Source organism: Protofrankia sp. CiP1_Cm_nod3, from assembly GCF_982290655.1.
Genome location: NZ_CEVIVD010000059.1, coordinates 4,457 through 4,941 on the forward strand (window position 1 = coordinate 4,457; position 485 = coordinate 4,941).

Sequence of the window (485 nt, forward strand, 5' to 3'; positions counted from 1 at the left end):
CGCCCGGCGGCCGTGTTCCGAATTCTTTGTTCCGGGTGCGGTTCGCCGGATGCGGTTCGCCGGACGGCGTCGGCACCGGGCCGACGGTCAGGTCATCGCGAGCAGCCGGTCCGCGGCGGCGACGGCGCCCCCGGCGGCGGCGAAGTCGTCGCGCAGCCGCCGCGCGGCGGTACGGAAGGACGGCTCGTCCAGCACCGAGACGATCGACTCGCGCAGCGCGGGCGCGCTCACCCGGCCGAACCTGACCCGCAGGCCCGCGCCGGTGCGCACGACCTGCTCCCCGATGACGGGCTGGTCGTCCCGGACCGGCGCCACGACCAGCGGGACACCGTGCGCCAGCGCCTCGCACACCGTGTTGTTCCCGCCGTGCGACACCACCGCGGACAGCCGCGGCATGAGATCGAGCTGCGGGACGTGCGGCAGCACAAGAATGTGTTCCTCAGCACCGCTGCCGGGGGAAACGCCGGCAAGAACGCGGCCGGTCG

General features: G+C 74.4%; 1 protein-coding gene. It reads right to left on the reverse strand.

Going from position 1 to position 485, the window contains the following annotated elements; all coding sequences use genetic code 11:
* Nucleotides 1–87: 87 nt before the first annotated feature.
* A partial coding sequence (locus AC5LUJ_RS13250) for a glycosyltransferase (RefSeq protein WP_493465011.1) occupies nucleotides 88–485 on the reverse strand: 398 nt, incomplete at its 5' end.